The sequence below is a fragment of the Phyllobacterium sp. OV277 genome (genome assembly GCF_900104355.1).
Classification (GTDB): Bacteria; Pseudomonadota; Alphaproteobacteria; order Rhizobiales; family Rhizobiaceae; genus Phyllobacterium.
Genome location: NZ_FNIY01000002.1, coordinates 884,076 through 905,262 on the forward strand (window position 1 = coordinate 884,076; position 21,187 = coordinate 905,262).

Annotated in this window: 18 protein-coding genes; 14 read left to right on the top strand and 4 right to left on the bottom strand. The window is 55.6% G+C overall.

Features of this window, described 5'->3' with window-relative positions:
* Positions 1 to 110: 110 nt before the first annotated feature.
* From BLU05_RS10330 to BLU05_RS10375, 10 genes are all read left to right on the top strand, one after another.
* The gene (locus BLU05_RS10330) at positions 111 to 1,019 is read left to right on the top strand and encodes a branched-chain amino acid ABC transporter permease (RefSeq protein ID WP_091879721.1); all 909 of its coding nucleotides are present in this window, start codon (positions 111 to 113) and stop codon (positions 1,017 to 1,019) included.
* A gap of 4 nt (positions 1,020 to 1,023) precedes the next feature.
* On the top strand, positions 1,024 to 2,448 hold the full coding sequence (livM, locus tag BLU05_RS10335) for a high-affinity branched-chain amino acid ABC transporter permease LivM (protein WP_091879723.1): 1,425 nt from the start codon (positions 1,024 to 1,026) through the stop codon (positions 2,446 to 2,448).
* Positions 2,448 to 3,794: an ATP-binding cassette domain-containing protein gene (locus BLU05_RS10340; protein ID WP_091879724.1), complete on the top strand. Its 1,347-nt coding sequence runs from the start codon at positions 2,448 to 2,450 to the stop codon at positions 3,792 to 3,794. Before livM ends, BLU05_RS10340 begins: the two co-directional genes overlap by 1 nt.
* Complete coding sequence (locus BLU05_RS10345; protein ID WP_091879726.1) at positions 3,794 to 4,543, top strand: ABC transporter ATP-binding protein; 750 nt, start codon at positions 3,794 to 3,796, stop codon at positions 4,541 to 4,543. Before BLU05_RS10340 ends, BLU05_RS10345 begins: the two co-directional genes overlap by 1 nt.
* A gap of 62 nt (positions 4,544 to 4,605) precedes the next feature.
* The gene (locus BLU05_RS10350) at positions 4,606 to 4,959 is read left to right on the top strand and encodes a DUF6867 family protein (RefSeq protein ID WP_091879727.1); all 354 of its coding nucleotides are present in this window, start codon (positions 4,606 to 4,608) and stop codon (positions 4,957 to 4,959) included.
* 127 nt (positions 4,960 to 5,086) lie between these two features.
* Positions 5,087 to 6,202, top strand: a complete 1,116-nt coding sequence (locus tag BLU05_RS10355) for a branched-chain amino acid ABC transporter substrate-binding protein (RefSeq protein ID WP_091879729.1) — start codon at positions 5,087 to 5,089, stop codon at positions 6,200 to 6,202.
* Positions 6,203 to 6,377: 175 nt separating this feature from the next.
* The gene (locus BLU05_RS10360) at positions 6,378 to 7,493 is read left to right on the top strand and encodes a branched-chain amino acid ABC transporter substrate-binding protein (protein ID WP_091880235.1); all 1,116 of its coding nucleotides are present in this window, start codon (positions 6,378 to 6,380) and stop codon (positions 7,491 to 7,493) included.
* 170 nt (positions 7,494 to 7,663) lie between these two features.
* Positions 7,664 to 11,119: a pyruvate carboxylase gene (gene pyc / locus BLU05_RS10365; protein WP_091879730.1), complete on the top strand. Its 3,456-nt coding sequence runs from the start codon at positions 7,664 to 7,666 to the stop codon at positions 11,117 to 11,119.
* 331 nt (positions 11,120 to 11,450) lie between these two features.
* A complete protein-coding gene (locus BLU05_RS10370; protein WP_091879732.1) occupies positions 11,451 to 12,233 on the top strand; it encodes a DeoR/GlpR family DNA-binding transcription regulator in 783 nt (260 codons plus the stop codon).
* Positions 12,234 to 12,271: 38 nt separating this feature from the next.
* A complete protein-coding gene (locus BLU05_RS10375; RefSeq protein ID WP_091880236.1) occupies positions 12,272 to 13,450 on the top strand; it encodes an MFS transporter in 1,179 nt (392 codons plus the stop codon).
* A 38-nt stretch (positions 13,451 to 13,488) separates the two neighbouring features.
* On the opposite strand, the gene BLU05_RS10380 is transcribed toward BLU05_RS10375, so the two are convergent.
* Positions 13,489 to 14,610 (bottom strand): patatin-like phospholipase family protein, encoded by a 1,122-nt coding sequence (locus BLU05_RS10380; protein WP_091879733.1) that lies wholly within the window; start codon positions 14,608 to 14,610, stop codon positions 13,489 to 13,491.
* Positions 14,610 to 15,389 (bottom strand): 3-hydroxybutyrate dehydrogenase, encoded by a 780-nt coding sequence (locus BLU05_RS10385; protein WP_091879735.1) that lies wholly within the window; start codon positions 15,387 to 15,389, stop codon positions 14,610 to 14,612. Before BLU05_RS10385 ends, BLU05_RS10380 begins: the two co-directional genes overlap by 1 nt.
* Positions 15,390 to 15,604: 215 nt before the next feature.
* Between BLU05_RS10385 and ispG the strand changes: the two genes are divergently transcribed.
* Positions 15,605 to 16,876 carry a flavodoxin-dependent (E)-4-hydroxy-3-methylbut-2-enyl-diphosphate synthase gene (gene ispG, locus BLU05_RS10390; RefSeq protein WP_175540579.1) on the top strand — a complete coding sequence of 424 codons (1,272 nt, stop codon included), beginning with the start codon at positions 15,605 to 15,607 and terminating at the stop codon, positions 16,874 to 16,876.
* Between the two features lie 3 nt (positions 16,877 to 16,879).
* Here ispG and BLU05_RS10395 read toward each other — a convergent pair whose 3' ends face one another.
* On the bottom strand, positions 16,880 to 17,800 hold the full coding sequence (locus tag BLU05_RS10395; RefSeq protein WP_175540561.1) for a polyprenyl synthetase family protein: 921 nt from the start codon (positions 17,798 to 17,800) through the stop codon (positions 16,880 to 16,882).
* A 167-nt stretch (positions 17,801 to 17,967) separates the two neighbouring features.
* Between BLU05_RS10395 and mtgA the strand changes: the two genes are divergently transcribed.
* From mtgA to BLU05_RS10410, 3 genes are all read left to right on the top strand, one after another.
* A complete protein-coding gene (gene mtgA, locus BLU05_RS10400; RefSeq protein ID WP_091880238.1) occupies positions 17,968 to 18,705 on the top strand; it encodes a monofunctional biosynthetic peptidoglycan transglycosylase in 738 nt (245 codons plus the stop codon).
* 177 nt (positions 18,706 to 18,882) lie between these two features.
* Positions 18,883 to 19,065 carry a 50S ribosomal protein L32 gene (rpmF, locus tag BLU05_RS10405; RefSeq protein WP_008121851.1) on the top strand — a complete coding sequence of 61 codons (183 nt, stop codon included), beginning with the start codon at positions 18,883 to 18,885 and terminating at the stop codon, positions 19,063 to 19,065.
* Positions 19,066 to 19,140: 75 nt separating this feature from the next.
* Positions 19,141 to 19,545, top strand: a complete 405-nt coding sequence (locus BLU05_RS10410; RefSeq protein WP_091879739.1) for a hypothetical protein — start codon at positions 19,141 to 19,143, stop codon at positions 19,543 to 19,545.
* A 65-nt stretch (positions 19,546 to 19,610) separates the two neighbouring features.
* Here BLU05_RS10410 and BLU05_RS10415 read toward each other — a convergent pair whose 3' ends face one another.
* On the bottom strand, positions 19,611 to 21,131 hold the full coding sequence (locus BLU05_RS10415) for an MFS transporter (protein WP_091879741.1): 1,521 nt from the start codon (positions 21,129 to 21,131) through the stop codon (positions 19,611 to 19,613).
* Between the last annotated feature and the right edge of the window lie 56 nt (positions 21,132 to 21,187).

Below are 21,187 nucleotides of genomic sequence, written 5' to 3' on the forward strand. Positions count from 1 at the left end.
TGTTGCTTTCTTTAACGCAGACGTTACGTGTAAAGAAGTTGGGGTAAATGGGAACCGGATAAAAAAACCGGATAAGAAACTTCCCAATGAAAATGAGGGGTATCGTTGCGATGGAGTACTTCATCCAGCAAGCGATCAACGGTCTGACACTAGGTTCAATCTACGGCCTAATCGCAATCGGCTACACGATGGTCTACGGGATCATCGGCATGATCAACTTCGCCCATGGCGATGTTTTCATGCTTGGCGCGTTTATGGCGATGATCGTTTTTCTTGCTTTAACCACTTTTATTGGCGGTGTGCCTGTTGTGCTTGCACTGCTCCTGATGATGCTTGTCGCCATGCTGCTGACAGGCCTTTGGAGCTGGACAATCGAACGTCTGGCATACCGGCCATTGCGCGGCTCGTTCCGCCTCGCGCCGTTGATCACGGCGATCGGCATGTCGATTGCCCTGTCGAATTTCGTGCAGGTCACACAGGGCCCGCGCAACAAGCCGATTCCTCCGCTCGTCAATGGCGGCATTACCATCTACGGAACAGGCATCACCATCGCCTACAAGCAGATGGTCATCGTCGTGGTAACCGCAATCCTGCTTGCCGCATTCTGGTATCTCGTCAACCGTACCACGCTTGGCCGTGCACAGCGTTCCTGTGAGCAGGACCGCAAGATGGCTGCGCTGCTCGGCATCGATGTGGACAAAACGATCTCCATGACCTTCGTCATGGGCGCCATGCTCGCAGCTGTCGCTGGAACGCTCTACCTCATGTTCTACGGCGTTATCTCCTTCACCGATGGTTTTACCCCCGGCGTCAAGGCGTTCACGGCTGCGGTGCTCGGCGGTATCGGCTCATTGCCCGGCGCTGTCGTGGGTGGATTGCTGATCGGATTGATCGAGGCGCTGTGGTCCGCTTATTTCTCCATTGATTACAAGGACGTGGCCGCTTTCTCCATCCTTGCAATCGTCCTGATCTTCCTGCCCTCCGGCATTCTTGGTCGGCCCGAAGTCGAAAAGGTTTAAGCTTATGGCTGATATCCAAGCTTCAGGACAGGATTCCGTCTACCTCAAGGCCACCAAAGAGGCGGTTTTCGCCGGGTTGATCGCCTTCGGCCTGTTCTTCCTCGTTGTCGGTTTCCGCACCGACCAGAACATCAACAATGAGCTTGTCCTTGTTCAGCGCTGGGGCCTGCTGGCGATCTTCGTAGCTGTGGCTGCGATTGGCCGCTTCATTTTCGCAGCTTTCATCACGCCCTCACGGGAACGGGCAAAGCTGGCGAAATCAAAAGTGTCTGCCGCTGCCAGAGCTGACCGTCGCTCGCTCAAGGCAACGGTCTCACGCTTTGGCTTGGCTTTGCTGTTTATCTATCCGTTTCTGGTGATCCTTATCCTCGCGTTGATCAATTTTGCAGCGACGGGACAATGGGCGTTCCAGAGTGGTGTGCAGGGCTCGCTGAAATATGTCGATAATTTCGGCATCCAGATTCTGATCTATGTGATGTTGGCGTGGGGTCTCAATATCGTTGTGGGCCTCGCCGGTCTGCTCGATCTTGGTTATGTCGCCTTCTATGCCGTGGGTGCCTATTCCTACGCTTTGCTCTCCACGCATTTCGGTCTTTCTTTCTGGCTGCTATTGCCAATGGCCGGTATTTTTGCCGCCATGTGGGGTATTGTTCTTGGCTTCCCCGTGCTGCGGCTGAGGGGCGACTATCTGGCCATCGTCACGTTGGCGTTCGGTGAAATCATCCGTTTGGTGCTGATCAACTGGACCGTGGTGACCAAGGGCACGTTCGGTGTATCCGGCATTGCCAAGGCCACGCTGTTTGGTATTCCTTTCACAACTGGACCCACCGGTTTTGCCGCGACCTTCGGGCTGCCGAACTCCGGCGTCTACTACAAAATCTTCCTCTATTACCTCATCCTGTTCCTTGCGCTGCTGACAGCCTGGGTAACAATCCGGCTGCGCCGTATGCCGATCGGCCGTGCGTGGGAAGCTTTGCGTGAAGACGAAATTGCCTGCCGTTCGCTCGGCATCAATACGACAACGACGAAGCTCACGGCTTTTGCCACGGGTGCAATGTTCGGTGGTTTCGCCGGGTCGTTCTTTGCTGCCCGTCAGGGCTTCGTCAGCCCCGAATCCTTCGTGTTTCTTGAATCGGCAATCATTCTTGCCATCGTGGTGCTCGGCGGTATGGGCTCGCTCATCGGTATTGCCATTGCTGCGGCTGTCATGATCGGCGGCACGGAGCTGTTGCGCGAACTGGAATTCCTCAAGCTGATCTTTGGCAATGACTTTACGCCGGAGCTCTATCGTATGCTGTTGTTCGGTCTCGCCATGATTGTGGTCATGGTGTGGAAGCCACGCGGGTTTGTCGGCAATCGAGAACCGAGCGCCTTTCTGCATGAACGTAAGATGATCTCCAGCGAGTTTACGAAAGAAGGGCACGGCTGATGGTTTCGGAAGTGCGTAACAATCCCAATGCCGTGCTGCGCGTTGAGCATCTCTCGATGAAGTTTGGTGGCCTCGTTGCCATCAATGATTTGAACTTTGAAGCCAAACGCGGGGACATTACTGCCCTGATCGGCCCGAACGGTGCGGGGAAGACCACGGTCTTCAATTGCATCACCGGTTTCTACAAGCCGACTGAGGGCATGTTGACCATGACCCGCGACAATGGCGAAACATATCTTCTGGAGCGCATGAGCGATTTCGTCATCACCAAGAAGGCGAAGGTGGCGCGTACATTCCAGAATATCCGGTTGTTCTCGGGTTTGACGGTTCTGGAAAATCTTCTGGTTGCCCAGCACAATCCGCTGATGTTGTCATCGGGCTATACGATTCTCGGTCTTCTCGGCTTTCCGACCTATAAGAAGGCCGCTGCGGACGCGATCGAAAAGGCTCGCTTCTGGCTGGAAAAGATCAATCTGGTTGACCGCGCCGATGATCCTGCGGGCGATCTGCCCTATGGTGCGCAGCGGCGTCTCGAGATTGCCCGTGCCATGTGTACGGATCCCGAGCTTCTCTGCCTGGATGAACCTGCAGCGGGCCTCAATGCGCGTGAATCGGCGGAGCTTAATCAGCTCCTGCTGAATATCCGCAAAGAGACCGGAACATCCATCATCCTGATCGAGCATGACATGTCGGTGGTGATGGAAATCTCCGATCACGTCATCGTTCTGGAGTATGGCACCAAGATTTCCGACGGTACGCCTGAAACGGTTAAGAACGATCCGAAGGTTATTGCGGCTTATCTCGGTGTCGAGGACGAAGAGGTCGTCGAACTGATCGAGCACGCTGCGGCAACCGGCAGTGATGACATCACGGCAGCGGTTGATCTGTTGTCGACCGAAGCCATCCACGAAATCGAAGTGACCCATGCGGAACCATCCGCTGCGCCGCTCATATCCACGCCTGCAACGAAAGCGGCAAAGGCAGCGCCAGCCAAACCGGCCACTGCCAAAGCACCTGCGAAAGCAAAGACGGTTGCGAAGCCTGTTGATCCAGCCATCAAGGCGGGAGCAACATCCAATGCACTCGCCGCGCCGCGCGGTGGCAAGCCGGACAGTCTGATTGTGATCAAAGGGATTGGTCCGGTTAACGAGCGTAAGCTCAACGAACATGGTATTTTCCACTTCGACCAGATTGCCGCGTGGAAGAAAGCCGATGTGATCGCGGCCGAAGCCTATCTTGCCTTTGACGGGCGTATCGCACGCGAAGACTGGATCGGTCAGGCCAAGAAGCTTGCTAAAGAAAGCCAGATTAAACCGGCTGCGAAAAAGACCGGAGGGGCTAAGTAATGTCGCAAACACAACCTCTTCCGAAATCCGGAGCCCTTCTCAGCATCGAGAATGTTGAAACCTACTACGGCAATATCCGTGCGCTCAGCGGTGTCAGCGTCCATGCGGATGCGGGAGAAATCGTCACGCTGATCGGCGCCAATGGTGCCGGCAAGTCGACGCTGATGATGACCATTTTCGGCATGCCGCGTGCCCGCACCGGCCGTGTGATGTTCGACGGCAGGGATATTACGCAAATGCCGACGCATGAGATCGCGCGCTTGCGTATTGCCCAGTCGCCGGAAGGCCGCCGCATTTTCCCGCGCATGACCGTGCAGGAAAATCTGCAGATGGGTGCCAGCCTCGATAATCTGGAATTTTATGACGAGGACGTGCGCAAGGTCTTTGAGCTGTTTCCGCGATTGAAGGAGCGTATCAATCAGCGTGGCGGCACCTTGTCGGGCGGTGAGCAGCAGATGCTGGCCATTGGCCGGGCATTGATGGCGCGCCCGCGTTTGCTCCTGCTGGACGAACCATCGCTTGGCCTTGCACCTTTGATCATCAAGCATATTTTCGAGGCGATCAAGGAATTGAACAGGTCGACGGGTCTCACCGTGTTTCTGGTTGAGCAGAACGCCTTCGGCGCGTTGAAGCTGGCGGACCGCGGCTATGTGATGGTCAATGGCATCGTGACGATGAGTGGATCGAGCAAAGATCTTCTCGCCAATCCGGAAGTGCGCGCAGCCTATCTTGAAGGCGGACGTCACTAACAAGAATAGGACCGGCTTTCCAGCGGGTCTGGGAAGTCCGGTGCTGCAAGGGGAACATTGCCATGCAAGGCATTCTGTACGAAGAATCCTCACTCTGGCTGTTTGTGCTGGTGACCTGCCTCATGGGGGGCTGGGCCGCATGGATGGCGGGACGGGCGTGCGCCAAGACGTGGCGCTCCTATACGATCCTGATTTTCTACATGCTGCTTCTGGGCGTTGCCGTACGCTTCATTCATTTTGCCCTGTTTGAGGGCACAATGGTGACATTGCACTATTACGTCATCGATACCATCGTGCTGATTATCATCGGCACATTGGGCTATCGCTACACCCGCACAAACCAGATGGTTCAGCAATATCATTGGCTCTATGAAAAAGTTTCTCCCTTCTCGTTCAAGGACAGAACAGGGGTCTAATCAATCTCGCTGACGCGAAATGAATCAGCGTGACAACCGCCGGAAAATCGGCAAATGTGGTCTTCAAGCGATGGGAAAATCCTATCGTTAGGGGTTTCGTAAGTACCTAGAAAATGGGAGTTTTCAAATGAAGAAGTCACTGTTCTCGAGTGTTGCCGTTGCAGCAATGCTCGCTTTGGGCGGTCATGCCTATGCTGATCTTCTGGTCGGTATCGGCGCTCCGTTGACCGGCCCGAACGCCGCTTATGGCGCGCAGATTCAGAAGGGTGCAGAAGCGGCTGCAGAAGTCGTAAATGCTGCTGGCGGCGTTAATGGCGAAAAGATCAAATTCGTTCTCGGCGACGACGTTTCCGATGCCAAGCAGGGTGTTTCCGTTGCCAACAAGTTCGCAGCCGATGGCGTCAAGTTCGTTATTGGTCACTTCAACTCCGGTGTTTCCATTCCTGCATCAGAAGTCTATGCGGAAAACGGCATCGTTGAAGTAACGCCTGCTGCAACCAATCCTGTTTTCACCGAACGCGGCCTGTGGAACACATTCCGCACATGCGGTCGTGATGATCAGCAGGGTGCCATTGCCGGTGCCTATATTGCCGAGCATTTCAAAGACGCGAAGATCGCCGTTATTCACGACAAGACGCCTTATGGTCAGGGCCTTGCCGATGAAACCAAGAAGGCGATTGAAGCAAAGGGCCTGAAGCCAGTCCTTTATGAAGGCGTCAATGTTGGCGACAAGGATTTCTCGGCACTCATCGCCAAGGCGAAACAGGCCGGTGTTACCGTTCTTTATTGGGGTGGCCTGCACACCGAAGCTGGTCTGATTATCCGCCAGCTGGCTGATCAGGGTCTCAAGGTCAAGTTCATCTCGGGCGATGGCATTGTAACCAACGAGCTTGCCGCGATTGCCGGTGACGCCGTTGTCGGTACACTGAATACGTTCGGTCCCGATCCACGCACCAACCCAGCCAATAAGGAACTGGTTGATAAGTTCCGTAAGGCCGGTTTCGAGCCTGAAGCCTACACGCTTTATTCCTATGCGGCCCTGCAGTCTATCGTTGGAGCGGCAACCGCTGCAAAGTCGAATGATCCTCAGGCCGTTGCCAAGGCTCTGAAGGAAAAGGGCCCGTTCAAGTCGGTTCTCGGCGATATTTCCTTCGACGAGAAGGGCGATCCAAAGCTTCCAGGTTACGTTATGTATGAATGGAAGAAGGACAAGGACGGCAAGTACACTTACGTTCAGCAGTAAGCCTTTCCGATCTCTATATAGATGCGAAATGCCCGGCCCTTGTGCCGGGCATTTTGTTTTGGACATTTGAGTTCGCTGTGCGCACTATGTGTCGTGTGCAACGCAATAAATGTTGCGCATTGAAGATTTTGCCTTCTCTTTTGATGTTATTTTCAGGCGCAGGGGGAGCCGTTGCATGAAATCATTGTCACTACAGGGCGTTGCGGTCGCTATTACGCTTATGCTGGCCAGTCAGGCGCATGCGGACATTCTGGTCGGCATTGGTGCGCCACTGACCGGTCCTAATGCGGCTTTTGGCGCACAGATGCGCAAGGGTGCCGAGATGGCATTCGAGGAGATCAATGCGGCTGGAGGCATTAATGGTGAAAAGGTCACTCTAACCTTTGGCGATGACGCATCCGATCCGAAGCAGGGCGTTTCCATTGCCAATAAATTTGCGGCGGATGGCGTCAAATTTGTCATTGGGCATTACAATTCCGGCGTATCCATTCCCGCTTCGGATGTTTATGCCGAGAATGGCATTCTTCAGGTAACGCCCGCTTCGACCAATCCCAATTTCACCGAGCGCGGACTGTGGAATGCTTTCCGCATCTGTGGGCGCGACGATCAGCAGGGTGTGGTGGCTGGTGCCTATATTGCCGAGCATTTCAAGGATGCCAAAGTCGCCATTGTTCACGACAAGACACCCTATGGCGAAGGACTTGCCAATGAAACGAAGAAGGCCCTCAATGCCCATGGCATGACGGAGGTCCTGTTCGAGGGCGTGCATGCGGGCGACAAGGACTATTCGGCTCTTGTTTCCAAGGCGAAGGAAAATGGTGTTACCTTGCTCTATTGGGGCGGTCTGCATACGGAGGCCGGACTGATTATCCGGCAACTCGCCGATCAGGGCCTGAAAGTGCAGTTCATGTCGGGTGCCGCCATCGTGTCCAATGAACTGGCAGCAATTGCCGGTGATGCCATTGCGGGCACACTCAACACCTTCGGCCCCGACCCGCGCAACAATCCTGCCAATGACGAACTGGTCAAGAAATTCCGTGCGACAGGCTTCGAACCGGAGGCCTTTACGCTCTACACCTATGGTGCGGCGCAGGCGATTGCCGCAGCCGCTACGGCAGTCAAATCAAACGATCCGGAAGCAGTCGCCAAGGCGTTGAAAGCCAATGGTCCCTTCAAGACCGTTCTGGGTGATCTCGCCTTTGACGAGAAGGGGGACCCGAAGTTTCCCGGCTATGTAATGTATGAATGGAAAAAGGGGCCGGATGGCAAGTACACTTACTTCCAGCAATGAGTTTTCGCCTCGACACAATCAGTGAAATAGCTGTCCAAATGTGGGGCATTTTGCCGTTGGACATTTCACTATCTTGTGATCAATATGCATTGTTTGCAGTGCAGCAATCACCCCGCCCAGCATGGGTTTCATCGCTCATATTGCGTCTATAAGATTTCGGAGTTTTCGCTTTGCCTATCAAGAAAATCCTCGTCGCCAATCGATCAGAAATTGCCATCCGTGTTTTCCGTGCCGCCAACGAGCTTGGCATGAAAACCGTGGCGATATGGGCAGAGGAAGACAAGCTGGCGCTGCACCGCTTTAAGGCGGATGAATCCTATCAGGTTGGGCGTGGACCGCATCTTGCCAAGGATATGGGGCCGATTGAAAGCTACCTGTCGATTGAGGAAATCATCCGCGTGGCAAAGCTATCAGGCGCGGATGCCATCCATCCGGGCTATGGGTTGCTTTCCGAAAGTCCGGAGTTTGCCGAGGCGTGCGGCGAAGCCGGGATCATATTCATTGGGCCGAAGCCCGAAACCATGCGCCGCCTAGGCAACAAGGTTGCGGCGCGTAATCTGGCTATCGAGATCGGCGTTCCGGTTGTCCCGGCAACGGAACCGCTGCCTGACGATATGGACGAGGTGAAGAAGCTGGCCGAAACAATCGGCTATCCCGTGATGCTGAAAGCGTCGTGGGGCGGCGGCGGTCGCGGCATGCGCGCCATTTTCTCGCCTGACGATATTGCCCGTGAGGTAACCGAGGGCAAGCGCGAGGCGAAGGCCGCTTTCGGCAAGGATGAAGTCTATCTGGAAAAGCTGGTGCAGCGGGCGCGCCATGTCGAGGTACAAATTCTCGGTGATACCCATGGCAATGCGGTGCACCTGTTTGAGCGCGACTGCTCAATCCAGCGGCGCAACCAGAAAGTTGTCGAGCGCGCTCCAGCACCTTACCTCAACGAGGCGCAGCGCAAGGAGATCGCGGATTACGGTCTGAAGATCGCCAAGGAAACCAGTTATATCGGTGCGGGTACAATCGAATTCCTCATGGATTCCGACACGGACCAGTTCTATTTCATCGAGGTCAATCCACGCATTCAGGTTGAGCATACGGTCACCGAGGAAGTTACCGGCATCGATATCGTCAAGGCGCAGATCCGTATTCTCGAAGGCGCCACCATTGGCACGCCGGAATCTGGTGTTCCTGCCCAGAAAGACATCAAACTGAACGGCCATGCCTTGCAGTGCCGTATCACCACGGAAGACCCTGAGCAGAATTTCATTCCGGATTACGGCCGTATCACTGCCTATCGTGGCGCGACAGGCTTCGGTATCCGGCTTGACGGCGGCACAGCCTATTCCGGTGCGGTTATCACCCGCTATTACGATCCGCTTCTGGAAAAGATTACCGCCTGGTCGCCAACCGCGGATGAAACAATCCAGCGTATGCACCGCGCCCTGCGCGAGTTCCGTATTCGCGGTGTTGCCACCAATCTGACCTTCCTCGAAGCCATCATTACCCACCCGAAATTCGCCGATAACAGCTATACGACGAAGTTCATTGACACGACGCCTGAGCTGTTCGAGCAGGTGAAGCGGCAGGACCGTGCCACCAAGCTTCTGACCTATCTGGCCGATGTGACTGTCAATGGCCATCCGGAAACCAAGGGCCGTGCGACACCACCGGAAGAGGCGGCGCTGCCACGGGTGCCATTTATCGAAACGCCTATTCCCGATGGTACCAAGCAGCTTCTCGATCAGCTTGGACCAAAGAAGTTCGGCGAGTGGATGCGCAATGAAAAGCGCGCGCTGTTTACTGATACCACCATGCGTGACGGCCATCAGTCCCTGCTGGCAACACGCGTGCGCACGTTTGATATTGCCCGGGTGGCAGGCACCTATGCGCGTGCTTTGCCGCAGCTTTTCTCGCTGGAATGCTGGGGCGGCGCGACGTTCGATGTCTCCATGCGCTTTCTGACTGAAGATCCGTGGGAGCGGCTTGCCGAAGTGCGGGAAGCTGCGCCGAATATCCTGCTGCAGATGCTTTTGCGCGGTGCCAATGGTGTTGGTTACAAGAGCTATCCTGACAATGTGGTCAAGTATTTCGTGCAGCAGGCCGCGCGTAGCGGTGTTGATGTATTCCGCGTTTTCGACAGTCTCAACTGGGTCGAGAATATGCGTGTCACCATGGATGCGGTGCTGGAAGAGAACAAGCTCTGTGAAGCTTCCATCTGTTATACCGGCGATATCCTGAACTCGGCCCGGCCGCAGTATGATCTGAAATATTACACCGGTCTGGCGCAGGAAGTCGAAAAGGCCGGGGCGCACATTATCGCCATCAAGGACATGGCTGGTCTGCTGAAACCGGGTGCTGCAAAGGTATTGTTTAAGGCACTGCGCGAGGCAACCGATCTGCCATTGCATTTCCATACCCATGACACGTCAGGTATCTCAGCGGCGACAGTGCTTGCCGCTGTGGATGCAGGCGTTGATGTGGTTGACGCCGCCATGGATGCTCTATCGGGCAATACCTCACAGCCATGCCTTGGCTCGATTGTCGAGGCGCTCAAGGGTACGGAGCGCGATCCCGGCCTTGATCCGGAATGGATTCGTCGCATTTCGTTCTATTGGGAAGCGGTGCGTACACAATATGCGGCGTTTGAAAGCGATCTGAAGGGCCCGGCGTCGGAAGTCTATCTGCACGAAATGCCGGGAGGCCAGTTTACCAATCTGAAAGAACAGGCGCGCTCGCTCGGCCTTGAGACGCGCTGGCATGAGGTGGCGCAGGCCTATGCCGACGTCAACCAGATGTTCGGCGATATCGTCAAGGTTACGCCCTCGTCGAAGGTTGTCGGCGACATGGCGCTGATGATGGTCAGTCAGGACCTGTCGGTTGCGGATGTGAAGAACCCGGATAAGGATATTTCCTTCCCCGACTCCGTCGTATCGATGATGCGCGGCGATCTTGGCCAGCCGCCAAAGGGTTGGCCGAAGGATATCCAGAAGAAGATATTGAAAGACGAGAAGCCGTTCACAGAACGGCCCGGCTCATTGCTGGCACCGGCTGATCTGGTGGCGGAGCGTAAGGAGATCGAGGAGAAGCTGGAACGCAAGGTCACTGACCAGGAATTCGCATCTTACCTTATGTATCCAAAAGTCTTTACCGACTTTGCGGTAACGCACGGGACCTATGGCCCGACAAGCGTGTTGCCGACGCATGTCTATTTCTATGGTCTGGCGCAGGAAGAGGAAGTCTTCCTCGATATTGAACGGGGCAAGACGCTGGTTGTGCGTAATCTTGCTGTGGGTGAGCCGGATGAGAAGGGCATGGTCACCGTGTTCTTCGAAATGAACGGCCAGCCACGGCGTGTCAAAGTGCCTGACCGCACCCGTGCAAGCGGTGTTGGTATCCGGCGCAAGGCGGAACTTGGCAATGACAAGCACGTCGGCGCGCCCATGCCGGGTATTGTTTCCACCGTGGGCGTCACGGTCGGCCAGAAGGTCAATGCGGGCGACGTGCTGCTTTCCATTGAAGCCATGAAGATGGAAACAGCCTTGCGCGCCGAGCGTGATGGCACACTGGCTGAAATTCTGGTGCGTGCGGGTGACCAGATCGATGCAAAGGACCTGCTCGCCGTTTACGAGTGAGGGTGTTGAGCGATGGTGGGGTGGTGTTGCGTGGTTCGACAAGCTCACCATGAGGGAGATGGGTGATGAACGGGAGTCAAGTTCTGCAACTATCGTGATGGGTGATCTTTTTGATCTGCTATCTCCAAGATTAGCGTTGCATCCTCGCTCTCCCCCATGGTGAGCTTGTCGAACCACGAACCACCTCTCATCACCGGATATAACACGCACACGCCCATTTGTGCACATATCGGCATAAACAGGCATTGAAAAGAAACCATATGTGCAATATGGTGCGTGCAATTACGTTCTGTGCCGAGCGCGGAACCGTGCACTTGCAGAGCATCACCTAATGACCAAAGACCTATCGCCGGATGAACGAAAAAGCATGATCCTCAAACGGGTCAATGAATCCGGCCGTGTTCTGGCAAACGCCGTTGCGGTGGAATTCGGTGTTTCGGAGGATTCCATCCGCCGCGACCTGCGCGAATTGTCAGAGGCGGGTCTCGTTCAACGCTTCCATGGCGGTGCGGCACGCAGCAGTTCAAGCTTTCGCAGCTTTCAACAGCGCGCCAAGGATGAAACCGCCGGTAAAAAGGCGATCGCCATGGCCGCGGCTGAAAGAATTGCACCAAATTCGACAATGCTGCTGGACTCCAGCACAACGGTGCTCGAATTTGTCCGCGCTCTGCCTGTCAATCTTCAAATGCGCATCATCACCAGTTCGCCTGACATTGCCTCCGCTGCTCTCGACCATCCATTGTGTGAGGTCATTCTCCTCGGTGGGACGCTGAACCGGTTCACCCGCAGCGTTATCGGGCAGTCGCCCCTTGCCGAAGTGCAACTCATGCATGTCGATTACTGTGTGCTTGGTGCCTGCGCCATAGACGAAAGTCTGACGTTGCGCGCCGAGAACTATGAAGATGCCCATTTGAAACTGGCAATGAGCAAGGCGAGCAATGAAGTCATTCTCCTTGCGACAGCTGAAAAACTGCTCAAGCAGGCGCCCTTTGCCATTGCACCCATATCGATCATTTCCACGCTCATCACCGATGAAACGGCCGATCCATCGATTGTTGAACGGATACGCGGTGTGGGTGTTGAAATCGTCATAGCTGACAGTCGCGGTGCGTGATGTCGGCTCTATCAGAAATTCAAGCCGGTGATAAAATTATGGATGCCTCTGTCTATCGCAGGAAAGCTGTTTATGGCCGCTGGGCTGTGGCCTGTGCTTTCTTCTTCAATGGTTTTCTGATCGGCAGCTGGGCGCCGCAGATCCCGGTTTTCATGACGCGGCTGCACATCAGCGAATTCACGCTCGGCCTGATGATCCTGGTCTTTGGCCTCGGCGCTCTGGCGGCCATGCCCTGGTGCGGTTATCTCATTGGCAGATATGGTTCGCGTGCGGTGGTGCAGGGTTTTGCGATCTTCTGCAGCTTTTCCTTGCTGCTGGTGGCGCTGGCTCCCAATCTTTACGCCGCTGCGCCCGCACTGTTTCTCTTCGGCGCTGTCATAGGCGGCATGGATGTGGCGATGAACGCCAATGCAGTGGAAGTGGAGAAGAAACTGTCCCGCGCGGTCATGTCGTCTTCGCACGGCTTTTGGAGTCTTGGTGGGTTTGCCGGTGGTGCGCTGGGCGGATTGCTCATTGAAGCCCATGGTCATCTCATTCATGCGGCTGTTGTCACCGCGATTGCCGTTGTTCTGGGCCTTGTCGCATTCCGCTACATGATCACGGAAGAAGCGCCTGTCGTGCATGAAAAGAAGGGAAAGCTGGCTTTTCCGACCAATCCACTGATCTATCTGATCGGCATCATGGCGTTGTTCTCCATGATTCCGGAAGGCTCGGTGCTGGACTGGGCCGCCCTTTATCTCAAGCAGGAGCGTGGTGCGGATATTGCCACGGCGGGCTTTGCCTTTGCGGCATTCTCGGGAACCATGTCGGTGATGCGTTTTCTGGGTGATGGTGTTCGCAACCGCTTCGGCGCGGTGAAAACCTTGCGCGTTTCCGCGTTGATTGGTGCATCGGGCATGCTGATCGCGAGCCTTGCGCCGACGCCATGGATTGCCATTCTGGCCTTCGCTTTTTCGGGTCTGGGTATTGCCAATATGGTGCCAATTGCTTTTTCAGCAGCGGGTAATCAGAAGGGAACGTCGTCAGGCGTTGCTCTTAGTCTCGTGACGCTGATGGGCTATTCCGGCATTCTCGTCGCACCATCCGCCATTGGATTTGTGGGTGGCCGGACCGGTTTTGGTCCTGTTTATATGGTGCTTGCCTGCTTGCTTGTGGTGGTTTTCCTGATGGCAAATCTTGCATCAAGTGCCGATCGGAACGAGAGCCCGCAAGCTTGATGATGGTGGCGGCCAGCCTTTGAACTAGCCGCCATTTATTACGCCCGGCGCCTTGCCGCGCCAACGGGTTTCTTGCGCTGGAGGAGGAAGTCGGTAACCCGCCGCCCGGTCTTTTTGGTCTTGAGGCCGACATTCATTTCCGGTGACAGTTCATCGGACAAATCCAGCGTGGCATGTTCGCCGATTGCATCGAAATGCTCTTCCAGCCAGTCATCGGCCGCCGCTTGGCCAAGGTCGCGCAGATATTCAAGGAATGCCCATTCCGCATTGATTTTTGACGATGCAGCCAGACCCGCCAGTGCCACATCGGCGTCGATGCGATGCATACGGATATGCTTATATTCGCCGTGCTCGAGCCTGCCGCCATCGATCAGCGAATTGACGAAGGCAATCGAGCGGAATTCCCGCAAGAGCGCCGCGTTGAACGTGATCTCGTCAATACGATCGGTGATTTCGCGGGCGGTCTTGGGGGCACCACGCCGCTCGATCGGGTTGATCTGGATGAGCAGCACATCTTCGGCCTTGGTCGAGTAGAAGAAGGGATAGAGCGCGGGATTGCCACCATAACCGCCGTCCCAATAGGGCTCTCCACCGATCTCCACCGCCTGAAAAATATAGGGCAAACAGGCGGAAGCCATTACGACGTCGGCGTTCAGTTCCGATTGGGAAAAGACGCGCAGGCGGCCGCTTTCCACGTTCGTCGCCGAGATAAACAGTTTGAGCTGCGAACAGGCTTTCACCCGGTCGAAATCAATCTCGCGCTCAACCACATCCCGCAAGGGGTTGAGGTTGAACGGGTTGAATTCGTAAGGTGAAAACATGCGCGAGAACTGCTCGAACAGATTATAGCCGACGCCGTTTTCCACGGACCAGTTACCAAAAAACCGGTCCCATGGCGTGCGCTGGACCGGGCTGAATTGCCCGGTGCGGCCAACAGCCCGCCAGAATTCGTGCAGTTTCTCGCGGGCGCCCTCGGCACCATTGCGGCTCCAGCCATCGGCCAGTGCCACGGCATTCATCGCACCGGCGCTGGTCCCGGAAATACCTTCGATGGTCAAGCGCCCATCTTCAAGAATCCGGTCCAGAACGCCCCAGGTAAAGGCGCCGTGCGAACCGCCGCCCTGAAGCGCGATGTTGATGGCTTTGGGTTTGTGATTCATTACTGCGCCGTCCAGCCGCCATCGACGGAGATGGATGTGCCGGTGATCTGTGCAGCTGCATCGCTGGCGAGGAAGACGACGGTCGCGCCGATCTGTTCAACGGTGGCAAATTCCTTGGTTGCCTGCTTGTCGAGCATGACTTCGCGGATCACCGTTTCGCGATCCATATTGTGCGCTTTCATTTGATCGGGGATCTGTGCCTCGACGAGTGGTGTCAGGACATAACCGGGGCAAATGGCATTGCTGGTGATGTGCTTTTCGGCAACTTCCAGTGCCACTGTTTTGGTCAGGCCGAGAACGCCGTGCTTTGCAGCCACATAGGCGGATTTGAATGGTGAGGCGCGCAGACCGTGGGCTGAGGCAATATTGATGATGCGGCCCCATCCGGCTTTTTTCATATAGGGAAGCGCAGCAGCCGTTGTGTGGAATGCAGAGGTCAGGTTGATGGCGATGATTGCATCCCATTTTTCCGTCGGGAATTCATCAACGGGTGCAACAAACTGGATACCGGCATTGTTGACGAGCACGTCCACGCTGCCGAATGTCGCGGCAGCCTGATCGATCAGAGCGCGGCATTCATCACCCTTGGACATGTCAGCCTTGATATAGGCAACGCCGGTGGAATGCTTGGCGGCAATCTCCTTGGCGAGATCGTGATCTTCGGGGCGGTCGGTGAAGGAATTGATCACCACATTGTAACCCGCCGCTGCGAGCGCGTGGGCGGAACCCAGTCCGATGCCGGAGTTGGAACCTGTAACGACTGCGGTCTTCTTGGCCATGAGATACTTCCTTTGGTGTAAATAACCGTCTTAACAACCCGTGTTGAAGGTGTGTGGAATATATTGCATTGCAGCAAAATTACCAGCTTTGGCACGTGAACAGTTTGTCATGTGGTTCACTGTGCCGTGATCGTCAGATGCATTTGCTTTGAATTTGCCGCGTTAATGTCACATGGTGTTGACACAATGCATTCCCTGCGCCACGTGAGGGGAATATCTGGAGTTTGACGATGTCTGACTATTATTCGCAGCCTTTTGCCCGCCGCACCTCTGTTGGTGTGGACGTGGGCGGAGTCATGGTGGGCGGAGGCGCGCCCGTCGTTGTGCAGTCAATGACCAACACGGATACGGCCGATGTGGATGGTACGGTGGCTCAGGTGGCTGCGCTTTCGGGGGCCGGTTCGCAAATTGTCCGTATCACCGTCGACCGGGACGAATCCGCCGCTGCGGTGCCGAAAATCCGCGAACGGCTGGACCGGCTTGGCCTTGATGTGCCGCTGGTCGGTGATTTCCATTATATCGGCCACAAGCTGCTGGCCGACCACCCGGCTTGCGCTGAAGCCTTGGCGAAGTATCGCATCAATCCTGGAAATGTCGGTTTCAGGGACAAGAAGGATGCGCAGTTCGGTGCCATTATCGAAATGGCGATCCGTTATGACAAGCCGGTGCGTATCGGCGTCAACTGGGGCTCGCTCGATCAGGAATTGCTGACAGCACTGATGGACCAGAATCATGCGGCAGGTGCGCCATTGACGGCGGAACAGGTCACGCGTGAAGCTATCGTCCAGTCTGCGCTGATTTCATCGCAACTGGCCGAAGAAATCGGCCTGCCACGCTCAAAAATCATTCTTTCCGCCAAGGTCAGTCAGGTGCAGGACTTGATTGCCGTCTATGCGGAACTGGCACGGCGCTGTGACCACGCGCTGCATCTTGGCCTCACCGAAGCCGGTATGGGTTCCAAGGGTATTGTTGCCTCGTCGGCGGCGCTTGGCATTCTCCTGCAACAGGGCATCGGCGATACGATCCGCATATCACTGACGCCGGAGCCCAATGGCGATCGCACCCGCGAAGTGCAGGTTGCGCAGGAATTGCTGCAGACCATGGGTTTTCGCCAATTCATCCCGATTGTTGCCGCATGTCCCGGTTGCGGGCGCACCACATCAACAGTGTTTCAGGAATTGGCGCAGTCGATCCAGAGCGATATTCGCGACAACATGCCGGTCTGGCGGGAGAAGTACCCCGGTGTTGAGGCTTTGAACGTGGCCGTCATGGGCTGTATCGTCAATGGACCGGGCGAATCCAAGATGGCTGATATTGGCATTTCACTGCCCGGAACCGGCGAAACGCCAACGGCTCCTGTTTTTGTCGATGGCAAGAAGGTGGCTACCTTGCGCGGTGCGGGCATTGCCAAGGAATTCCAGAAGATGGTTGCCGATTATATCGAGAACCGTTTTGGCCAGAATGCCGGTTCGCACGCGGCGCAATAATCTTCAGCTCTGCCGTTCGGCTATGAACCGGGCGGCTTCCTTCAGCAGGGATGCCTGTTCACCGAAAGGTGCAAGCAGGTCTCCCGCTTCTGCCACCAGTCCGCTGAGTTGTTGTTTCGTCCAGTCGATTCCATGCATGGAAACCAGCGTGGCTTTGCCAGCGGCTGCATCCTTGCCCGTGGCCTTGCCCATTTCAGCAGCATCGGCGGTAACATCAAGCAGATCGTCAGCCAGCTGAAAAGCAAGACCAATGGCTGAGCCATATTCCGCCAGACGCTCGCGATCTTCAGGTGAGGCATTGCCGATAATAGCACCTGCTTCGCAGGCGAAGCGGATCAGTGCGCCGGTTTTCATGGCTTGCAGGCGGATAATGCCCGCTTCATCCGGCTTTACCTTCTCCGCTTCCAGATCAAGCGTCTGACCGCCCGTCATGCCGCCAATACCGGCGGCCCGTGCCAAGGTTGTTACCAGCGCAACTTTTGCTTTCGCATCCAGTTCCGTTTCCTCAGCGGCAACAAGTTCGAAGGCATAGGTAAGAAGGCTGTCGCCCGCGAGGATCGCTGCGGCCTCGTCAAACTTGCGATGAACCGTTGGCTGGCCGCGGCGCATATCGTCATTGTCCATGGCGGGAAGATCGTCATGAATGAGCGAATAGCAGTGAATGCATTCAAGTGCTGCTGCCACCCGCAGCGCTGCAAGCGTATCTGCACCGAAAAGGGCGGCGCTTTCCATGACAAGGAACGGGCGCAGGCGTTTGCCGCCATTGAGAACACCATGTCTCATCGCAGCCATAAGGCGGGGAGGACGGCTGATCTCGCCATTATCAGGGCGATCAGAAAGCAGGTCAGTCAGCAGCGTTTCCACCGAAGCGGCGCGGTGCTGCAACGTTATCTGGAACAGGGAAGAACCTTGATCTGTCATCATGATCTGGCAATGAGCGAAAAATTGTCGGCTGGTCAATGATTAGATGCATTTCTTTTGCATTTTTGCCTTGATGTCCCTGTGAACATAGCTGCAAACACACGGAAATGGTTCCCTTTGGATAGGCATTGCTCTATGTCCATGAAGGGCTTTCAACGCAGGCGGTGGGTGTGGCAAGGGTACTCGTCAGAAACAAAAGAGGTGGAGGTTATCTGGTCAGCCCAGGTGGCTCGCCTTTGGGGCGCATCATGCGTTACCTGATACTGGCGGGAATCATCCTGATGATGATTCCGATCATCTTGCTCAGCCTGTACCGGCTGCCTTTTGTTCATCCGATTTCCACCTTGATGGTGAAGGATCTTGTGACATTCTCCGGATATGATCGCCGCTGGGTGTCGATGGACGAAATCTCCCCAGTGCTGGTGCATTCCGTCATGATGTCGGAGGATGCACGCTTCTGTTTTCATTCGGGTGTCGACTGGGACGCGATGAATTCAGTTGTTTCCGATGCCATGGATGGCGAGCAGACGCGCGGTGCGTCCACCATCACCATGCAGACTGCCAAGAACCTGTTTCTATGGAACGGCCGGTCCTTTATCCGTAAAGGGCTGGAGTTGCCATTGGCGATGATGACAGATCTTGTTCTTACCAAGCGACGAGTCATGGAAATTTATCTGAACATTGCCGAATGGGGTCCGGGTGTTTACGGTATCGAGGCAGCAGCCCAGCATCATTTCAAGGTAAGCGCGACAAGGCTGACACCGCGTCAGGCGGCGTTTCTCGCCGTAAGCCTGCCCAACCCGATTGTGCGTAATCCGGCAAGACCGGGGCGCGGCTTGCAAACGCTGGCAAGGCTCAATGAGCGTCGTGCGCGGGGGGCTGGCGCATATATTGGTTGTGTGAAATAAGCACCGGATCGGCCTGAATCCCGGCATATCCACGCTTGCGACAAAAAATATGCGACTCCTGCTGGTCAAAAGCTCTCAAGACGTGTATAGCCCAGCCGAACTTTCCGGAATTTTGTCCATTGTGACAGGCTCGATCGGGCCAGCGCCGGATTTTGACTGATTACTGGAGCAGGAACAATGGCTGTACCTAAAAGAAAAACTTCTCCGTCGAAGCGCGGCATGCGCCGCTCCGCCGACGCGTTGAAGGCCCCGACTTACGTCGAAGACAAGAATTCAGGCGAACTGCGCCGTCCGCACCATGTCGATCTGAAGACCGGCATGTATCGCGGCCGTCAGGTTCTGACGCCGAAAGAAGGCTAATCCCTTCCTGGATTTCGTGATAAGGAGGACCGGCCTTGTGCCGGTCTTTTTTATTTACGTGGGGAGGCGAATGCCGTGATTTCCAACATTCCTTTGATGATCGTTCCGCTTGTCGTGTTCAATCTGGTTATCGCTGGATTGGCCGGTATTGGCGGGGCGGACCCTTGGGCTACGCAACTCTATTCCGTTCAGATGCTATCAGGCGGTGTCTGGCGAATGACGCTTGGCGACCTGATGATCGTCCTGTCGCTTGCACTGCTGTTCTTCGAGATCATGAAGTCAACACGCACCAGCAATGCGTCGGTGGTTGACCATCTTTTGTCGACATTTGTTTTCGTGGCATTTCTGGTGGAATTCCTGCTGGTACCAGCCGCCTCGCATTCACTGTTCTTCATCCTGATGGCGATGGCCTTCTTCGATATTCTGGCGGGCTTCACCGTTTCGCTGCGCTCCGCTGGCCGCGACGTCAACTTTCGCTAGAGCTAATTGTCATGCAAAACCCCGGCAGATGCGCGTATCTACCGGGGTTTTGGTTTGTCCGTCGATCAAGCGGCTACGGCTTCATTATCCGGTATGCGCATGACGACAAAAATTGAGATCGCCGTCACGACCGTAATCTCCGAGAGGATTCGCAGGAGATGGCCGAATGCTTCACCATAACTCTGCAGCACAATCTCGCGGCTGACCGGATCAAGCAGGGTCAACGCTGAAGCAAGATTGCCGGTCGCGATTTTCTGGGCTGCCTCTATGGCATCCGGGCCAGTTCTGCCGGGAAGCACCGCACCCAGTTTCCAGCCAAGCAGTGCAGTCAGAAGCGCACTGACAATGGCAAGCGCAATGCCTTCTCCAGCGATACGGGTCGTGCTGAAGATGCCCGTTGCCATGCCGGCCCGTTCCTTCGGTACAACACTGACGGCAAGCCCATCCATCAACCCCCAGGGCAGACTGATGCCAAAACCAATGAGAACCAATGCAGGTAAGGTAAGCTCTACCGGTTGACCGGGCATGCAGCGGCTGAGCCAGAACAGGCCAGCAGCCGAGATGAGTAGTCCGACACTGCATAATATCGCGGGCGAAAACCAGCGTGTGAGCAAAGCGGCAAGAAATGGTACGATCAGCAAAGGCGCGGAGAGGGCGAGCATCATCTGACCGGTCTGAACTTCGCTGAAGCCTTCAACGCCGATATAGCGAATAGGCAGCAGAATGAGCAGGACGACGAAGGAATAGGCCGGAGCTGCCGCCAGAAGCTGAACACCGACAAAGCGTGGATAGCGGAACAGGCTGAGATCGAGCATGGGCCTTGCAGCGCGTTTCTCGATAATCGCGAAAATGCCGAATACGAGTATCGCACCAACAAGAAGACTGACGACGAGAGGATGTCCCCAGCCAATATCCGGCGCCTGCAATATGCCTGATGTCAGAAGTGTCAGTGCGAGCGTGAAGCTGATGGCGCCGGGCCAATCAATGCCGCGAGCATCCGGATCGCGCGATTCCCGCAGCCGCGATGCGCCGAGACCAAATGCGATAATCGTAAGCGGCACTGTAACGAGGATTGCCGCCTGCCAGCCAAAATGGCTGATGAGGACGCCTGAGAGAATCGGCCCGAAGGATAGTCCCACTCCAAAGGTGATGCCAATCAGGCTGAAGGCGCGCGTGCGCTCACTTCCTTCGAATTCCTGAGCAAGCGCTGCCATGCCACCGGAAAAGGCAAGAGCGCTGGAAAGCCCCTGTGCTGCTCGCAATATATCAAACAGGACAAGGTTGGTGACGAGCGACAATGCCAGCGAGAACGGGCCAAACAGCCCGAGGCCGGTCAGGAAGATGCGCTTGCGGCCGTAATTGTCAGCAAGTGCACCGGATGCCATCAGGCTGCTGCCAAAGGCGAGCATGAAAGCATTGGTGACCCAGTTGAGTTCGACGGGGCTGCCCCCGAGGGCGCGGGCGATGGAAGGGAGCGCTACAGCGGGTCCGGTAAAGCTGATCGGCATGGCCAGTGCTGCGAGGCAGACAGCAGCCAAAATCATCAGTTTTTCCGCAGAGCTGTGCGGAATTGCATGGGCAGTCATTTTTCACCTGCGATATCAAATGTGAGAGGAGTTAAGTGAAATTCATGATACACAGG